Origin of the sequence: Methanobrevibacter sp., assembly GCF_017468685.1 — an archaeon.
Lineage (GTDB): Archaea > Methanobacteriota > Methanobacteria > Methanobacteriales > Methanobacteriaceae > Methanocatella.
Genome location: NZ_JAFUHT010000084.1, coordinates 33,575 through 40,251, shown reverse-complemented (window position 1 = coordinate 40,251; position 6,677 = coordinate 33,575). Strand labels below are relative to the sequence as shown.

The window sequence follows — 6,677 nt, the reverse complement described above, 5'->3', positions numbered from 1 at the left end:
ATTTGAGCAGGGTCAGTAATTGTGATTTCTGCATCCATTTCGGTTTCTTTTACTTCTAATGGTGCGTTGACTAATGCGATTTTTGCATCTTTGATTTCAGATGGCATACCTGGGTGTACTCTTTCTTTGTCTACAATTACACCTTCAACTAAGTTGGATTCTTCAACAACAGCTCCATCCTTTTTCTCGATTTTGATGTTGTCTGTGTCAACTACGCCGTCTTCTTCTACTGCTTCTACAGCATCTACGATTAATTTTGCTAATGGTTCACGTGCTGCTTCAGTTCCTTTTCCAGTCATAGCAGTCATAGCTACTTTCATTAAGGTTTCAGAGTCCACATCATCGATTGCAATTTCATCTAAGATTTCTTGTGCTTTTTCTGCTGCTTTTCTGTATCCCATAGCTATGATAGTTGGGTGAATGTCAGAGTCAAGTAAATTTTCGGATTTTTTTAATAATTCTCCAGCAATGATAACTGCAGTAGTAGTTCCGTCACCGACTTCGTCTTCTTGGGTTTTTGCTACTTCTACAAGCATTTTTGCTGCAGGATGTTCAATATCCATTTCTTTTAAGATTGTTACACCATCGTTGGTTACAACAATGTCACCAAGTCCGTCAACTAACATTTTGTCCATTCCTTTTGGACCTAATGTGGTTCTTACAGTTTCAGCTAATACTTTACCAGCTAAAATGTTATTTCTTTGTGCATCTCTACCGACAGACCTGTTAGTACCTTCAGGTAAAATAAAAATTGGTTGTCCTTGTGCCATTAATAATCACCTTTTTTATATTTTATAAATAACTAGATCAGTTTAATAATCAACAATGAGAAAATAAGTTTATAGTGTTGACTAAACCTTTCTACTTAATACATGAGTTTAAGGTTATATAAATACTTTATGGTATAAAGTAAATAAAAGTAAGAAAAAGAAAAATTAAAAAACTTCAAGAAAATCAATAGCGAAAATATTACAATATCAAATCATAATTTTAACATATTTCCAATACAAGTATAAAATTATTGCATCACAAATAAATTAAATGAAATATACAGTGAAAAAAAATATAATCTAGAAAAATGCATGTAGATGAAACACTACAAAAAATAAAAAAATAATTAGGTAGAATTATCTACCTTGTTTTTTCTCCAATCTGAATGGAGGAGTAGTTTCCTGAGTTTCATAAGCTTCCTGTTCTTCTTGCAGTTCATTGAAGAAAGCATTAATCTCCTCTAAGCGTTTAATTTTATCCTCTTTCCTTTGAAGCTCATTTTGAAGTCTTAAATAATCTTCACGTGAAACAGTCTGTTCCTTAATAAAACGAAGTTCACTTTCACGAGCATTAATTTCATTTTGTAATTGATTTTGAAGATTTACATAATCTTCTTTAGGAATAGATCTTTCTTTTAAATATTGGATTTCACTGTCTCTTGCATCAAGTTCTGTATCAAACCTAGTTTTAAGAGTAATGTAATCCTGTTTAGGAACTGTACTTTGTTGTAAATCAACAATCTGATTATCTAAACTTTTAATTTCAGAATCAAAACGAGATTGTAAATCAGCATAATCTTGTTTAGGAATAGTATCTTCTTTTAATGTAGTAATTTCACTATTCATAGCATTAATTTCAGATTCGAATTGAGTTTGAAGAGAAATATATTGATCTTTAGGAATTGTTTGCTGTTTTAAAATATCTAATTCATTTTTAATTTGATTAATTTCACTTTCTTTAATTCTAATCTCATTATTTTTTAACTCAATTTCCTTTTCAAGTTCTAAAATCTGAGTTTGTGATTCAACATTATTTTCTAATTTGATTACCTTAATTTTATATTCATCAATTTGTCTTGAAAGATTAGATATATCTGCTTCTTTTTCAGCAATTGTTTTATAAGATTCATTTAACCTATTATTAACATCAGACAATTCCTGTTTTTTATAATCCCTAAGTTGTTCAGCAAAATATTCTTTAATTTCATCAAGAGAATTGTTAACATAATCAAGTTCATAAATTCTATCCTCCTGATTTTTAATCAGAATATCTTTTTCTTCCATCTGTTTTTTTAAAAGGTTAATTTCATCCTCAGCTTTAAATTTAATAACAGAAACTTCTTTTTCCTTATCTACAATATCTTGTTCGAGTTCTTTTATCCTTTGTGGAGTGTTATCATTTGCCCGTTCCACTTCAAGCTCAGTTAATTCATATTTTAATTGATTGAGCTCTAATAGGCAAGACCGAATTAAAGATTGTAGCGTATCTTTTTCAGCATCAATTCCTATTTCCATTCTATCCCTTAGTTAAAATTTTATCCCAATATCGATTTCAAATTATTAATTTTTTATGAATTTGAAAACTCCGATATATTGTACAATATAATTCCTTGATATAAAATATTAATTTTATACTATTTAAATTAAACCCTTAAACTAACTAAAAAATAAAATCAAAAACATATAGAAAACAGATAGTAAAATTAAAAAAAATTAAAAAAAATAGAAAAAATAAATTGATAAAATTAGAGTATTTTATCATTAATTAATTCAGCATTTAATATTGATGCTCCAGCAGCACCACGAATAGTATTATGTCCAACTAAAACATATTTAAAACTATTATCAAATGCAACATCTTTTCTAAGCCTACCAACAGTTACAGCCATACCATTACTTGCATTTCTATCCATTCTTGGTTGTGGCCTATCAGATTCCTCTTTGACAATAACTGGATTTTCAGGAGCTGAGAATAAATTAAGTTCTTGTGGTAAACCTTTGAAGTTTGCCATTTTATCACTAACATCAGCAATGTCAAACTCATCAGCCAATTCAATAAATACTGCTTCAGTATGACCATCAATAACAGGTACCCTATGACATGATGCACTTAATTTGAAATCGGCATTAACAACATCAGTTCCATCATATGAACCGAGTAAATAAAGTGATTCACTTTCCATTTTTTCCTCTTCCCCACCAATATAAGGAACGAGATTATCAATAATAGCCATTGAAGGAACACCATTATAACCTGCACCAGACACAGCCTGCATAGTTGAGACTCTAACAGATTTGACATTAAAATTATCAACAATTGGTTTTAATGTTAATGCCAATGCAATAGTTGAACAATTTGGATTGGTTACAATGAATCCATCCCAATCATTTTCCTTCTGTTGGGCATCAATCATATCTAAACATTCAGGATTGACTTCTGGAATGACTAACGGAATATTTTTCTTCATTCTGTGTGCACTTGCATTACTTGCAACAACATAATCTTTTGCAAACTCTTTTTCAACTTTAAGAGCAAAATCAGCAGGAAGTGATGAAAATACAATATCCACATCGTTATCCATTGCATCAGGATTAGTTTCTATAACTTCAATATCCCTAACAGATTCTGGCATCTCATTATCCATATACCATGTTGTAGCATCCTCATATCTTTTACCAGCTGATCTTGAAGAAGCCGCCAATGCTGTAACTTCAAAATCAGGATGATTTTCGAGCAGTTGAATAAATCTTTGACCAACCATTCCGGTTGCGCCTAATACTCCCACATTAACCATATTAAACACCTATTCTAATCCTAAAACATCATTCATGCTACTAACAATTCCTTTTTCAGCATTTGGGATGTATCTGATAGCTCTGATTACACCAGCTATAAATACTTCTCTTGTGTGTGCTTGGTGTTTGAGCTCAATTCTTTCACCATCACCTACAAACATCACAGTATGGTCTCCGACAATATCTCCACCACGTATCGCATGAACACCTATTTCTTCAGCAGTTCTTTTTCCAACTAAACCTTGTCTTCCATAAACGCCAACTTCTTCAGGGTCACGATCCAATTCTTTAGCTATTACTTCAAAAGCAGTCATAGCAGTTCCTGATGGAGCATCTTTTTTCTGATTGTGATGTGCTTCAATAATTTCAATGTCAAAATCATATAATAATGGAGCTAACTTTTTTAAAGTATTGAAAAATACATTTACTCCAATTGCCATGTTTGAAGAAATTACAGCAGGAACATTATTTTCTTTAACATTTTTAATGTTTGATTCCATTTGTTCTTCGCTAAATCCAGTAGTTCCAACAACTACCCCAACACCGCATGAAGTTGCTGTTTTAATTGTTTCAACTGCAGCAGGTGCAATTGTAAAATCGACCAATACATCAGGTTTTGATTCTTTAAGAGTTTCTTCTAAATTTTCAGAACCTGTGATTGCAACACCAAGTTCATCAATACCAGCCTGAATACCTGCATCTTTACCTGCAAGAGGAGTATTTGGCATTTCAATAGCTGCAACAACTTCCATATCATCTTGTTCTGTGATTTTTCTAATAATTCCGGAGCCCATTCTTCCTGCAGCTCCAGTTACTGCTACTTTAATCATATTATTACCAACTTAAATTAAATCTGAATCTTTCAATGCTTTTTTAAGTATTTCAACATTTTCTTCTTTCATTTCAGCTAAAGGTTGTCTTAACGGTCCGGATGGAAGTCCCATAATGTTCATTGCAGTTTTCACTGGTACAGGATTACTTTCAATGAATAACGCTCTGATTAATTCAAGCATCTCATAATGAAGTTCCATTGCTCGGGTATAATCATCATTCAAAATGCTGTCCACCATTAAAACCATTCTTCTTGCATCAATATTAGCTGATGCAGAAATCACACCGGTTGCACCTACTGCCATAAGAGGTAAAGTTAATGAATCTTCACCAGAAAGAATATTGAAGTCATCTTCAAGACCTTCATGAGTAAGTGCCCTGTAAATGTCAGATACTTTATCCACACTTCCACTAGCTTCTTTTACTGCGTCAACACCATCAATTTTAGCTAATTCAACAATAGTGTCAACATCCATATTAATTCCGGTACGTGATGGAACATTATAAGCAATCAGTGGCAAATCCACTGCTTCAGCTATAGTTCTATAATGTTCAACCATACCATGCTGTTGAGGTTTATTATAGTATGGAGTAATTAATAATGCGGAGTCTGCCCCAGCATCATAAGCGTATTGAGTTAAAGAAAGAGCTTCTGAAGTTGCGTTACTTCCGGTTCCTGCAACAGTTTCAACTCTACCATCAACTTCATCAACTAAAATATCAATGATTCTTTGATGTTCTTCGTGACTAACGGTTGCAGATTCACCGGTTGTGCCCGCACCTACTAAACCTGCCACTCCTTTTTCAATTAAATAATTAATATTTGATCTAAATCCCTCTTCATCAATTTCCCTATCTTGTGTGAATGGAGTTACCATTGCAACATAAGTTCCTTCAAATTTCATTCTAAAACCTCATTAATTAATTCTCGTGCTTTATCACCATCTTCCCAGTTAACAAACAATACAATAGCTGTTTGTGATGATATAATTTCGACTATATTGATTTCATTTTTTCTAAGTGGTTCTGTAATATCTGAAATAATTCCAGGAGTATCAATTATATCAGGACTTACAAATGTAATCATTGCAGTATCTCTTCCCAAAGATAAAGAGCTTAAAGCATCAGTTTTAAGAACTACTTTATGTAACAAGTGATAAGCTTGATTAGAATCTGCTTTATCAACAAATGTAGTTATTGAGTTTTGACCTGCTGAAATACCAAAAATATTTATGTCTGAATCAGCGAGACTTCCAGTCAAACTAGCTATTAATCCAGTAGTTTTAACCATTGCATCGCCAACTATTGCTATAAGTGAAATAGGGTTCTTGTACTTGGTTACACATTTCATCATATCACCTTCATAAGGACCAACAATACGTGTACCTTTTGCAGATAAGTCCCCATGATTGAAATTTATAATTTTTGCAGTTATTAATGGATCTTTATATCTTAATGCATGTGGGTGTAGGACTTGTGCTCCATGAGTTGCTAAATCTCTCATTTCTTCAACGGAAATCTCATTTAATAGTTCCGCTTCTTCAATTTTATTTGGATCAGTAGACATTACACCATCGACATCAGTAACAATTATTACCTCATTTGCATCTAAACAATGTCCAATCAAAAATGCAGTAACATCACTTCCTCCTCTTCCAAGAGTAGTGATTTCACCATTCGGACCTTGTCCTAAAAATCCACAGATAACTGGAATTATACCTTGATTAACAAGTTGCATAATCTTTTCTGTTCTTTTATCAGTTATATTGAAATCTATTTTTGCTTCTAAATAATTTGAATCTGTTTTAATAGGCCATAACTCACTATAAGGATCAATAAATTCTGATTTTACACCTAATGATTCTATAGTTGCTGAAAATAATCTTGCACTAGTTAATTCTCCCATAGCCATGATTCCTGCCTTCTGCTTATCAGTTAAACTTCCGCCAATAGCCTCATCAGATAATCCAATGAGATCATCAGTAGTCTTATTAACTGCAGAAACAACAACTACTACCTGATTACCTTTCATATATTCATTCACGACAGATTGTGCCGCTTTTTTAATTCTAGAACCATCACCCACCGATGTTCCACCAAATTTTACTACTACCAAATCCATTAAGTTCACCTATTTCTTAAAAATATTAATTGGAATTTTGTTAATAAATTAATTAAACAAAATATACATATCTATTTTTATTAAACCATATTAATAAACTTTAATTAAAACGTCGATAAAAATAACTAAAAAATTCAAAATCAAAAAAAGAGTTAATA

The 6,677-nt window shown here is 32.1% G+C and carries 6 protein-coding genes; all 6 read right to left on the bottom strand.

Going from position 1 to position 6,677, the window contains the following annotated elements:
- Window positions 1-770 (bottom strand): TCP-1/cpn60 chaperonin family protein (locus IJ258_RS11140; RefSeq protein ID WP_292806889.1); only part of this gene is annotated, 770 nt, incomplete at its 3' end.
- Window positions 771-1,127: 357 nt separating this feature from the next.
- On the bottom strand, window positions 1,128-2,285 hold the full coding sequence (locus IJ258_RS11135; RefSeq protein WP_292806887.1) for a hypothetical protein: 1,158 nt from the start codon (window positions 2,283-2,285) through the stop codon (window positions 1,128-1,130).
- Between the two features lie 230 nt (window positions 2,286-2,515).
- A complete protein-coding gene (gene asd, locus IJ258_RS11130; RefSeq protein WP_292806885.1) occupies window positions 2,516-3,565 on the bottom strand; it encodes an aspartate-semialdehyde dehydrogenase in 1,050 nt (349 codons plus the stop codon).
- A gap of 9 nt (window positions 3,566-3,574) precedes the next feature.
- Window positions 3,575-4,396, bottom strand: a complete 822-nt coding sequence (gene dapB / locus IJ258_RS11125; protein ID WP_292806883.1) for a 4-hydroxy-tetrahydrodipicolinate reductase — start codon at window positions 4,394-4,396, stop codon at window positions 3,575-3,577.
- Between the two features lie 12 nt (window positions 4,397-4,408).
- Window positions 4,409-5,302, bottom strand: a complete 894-nt coding sequence (dapA, locus tag IJ258_RS11120; RefSeq protein WP_292806881.1) for a 4-hydroxy-tetrahydrodipicolinate synthase — start codon at window positions 5,300-5,302, stop codon at window positions 4,409-4,411.
- Window positions 5,299-6,519: an aspartate kinase gene (locus IJ258_RS11115; protein WP_292806879.1), complete on the bottom strand. Its 1,221-nt coding sequence runs from the start codon at window positions 6,517-6,519 to the stop codon at window positions 5,299-5,301. Before IJ258_RS11115 ends, dapA begins: the two co-directional genes overlap by 4 nt.
- Window positions 6,520-6,677 lie beyond the last annotated feature (158 nt).

Bases quoted from the DNA above. Each gene is read 5' to 3' on its own strand.
- IJ258_RS11115 (WP_292806879.1), bottom strand. From the start codon at position 6,519: ATGGATTTGGTAGTAGTAAAATTTGGTGGAACATCGGTGGGTGATGGT.
- IJ258_RS11135 (WP_292806887.1), bottom strand. From the start codon at position 2,285: ATGGAAATAGGAATTGATGCTGAAAAAGATACGCTACAATCTTTAATT.
- asd (WP_292806885.1), bottom strand. From the start codon at position 3,565: ATGGTTAATGTGGGAGTATTAGGCGCAACCGGAATGGTTGGTCAAAGA.
- dapB (WP_292806883.1), bottom strand. From the start codon at position 4,396: ATGATTAAAGTAGCAGTAACTGGAGCTGCAGGAAGAATGGGCTCCGGA.
- dapA (WP_292806881.1), bottom strand. From the start codon at position 5,302: ATGAAATTTGAAGGAACTTATGTTGCAATGGTAACTCCATTCACACAA.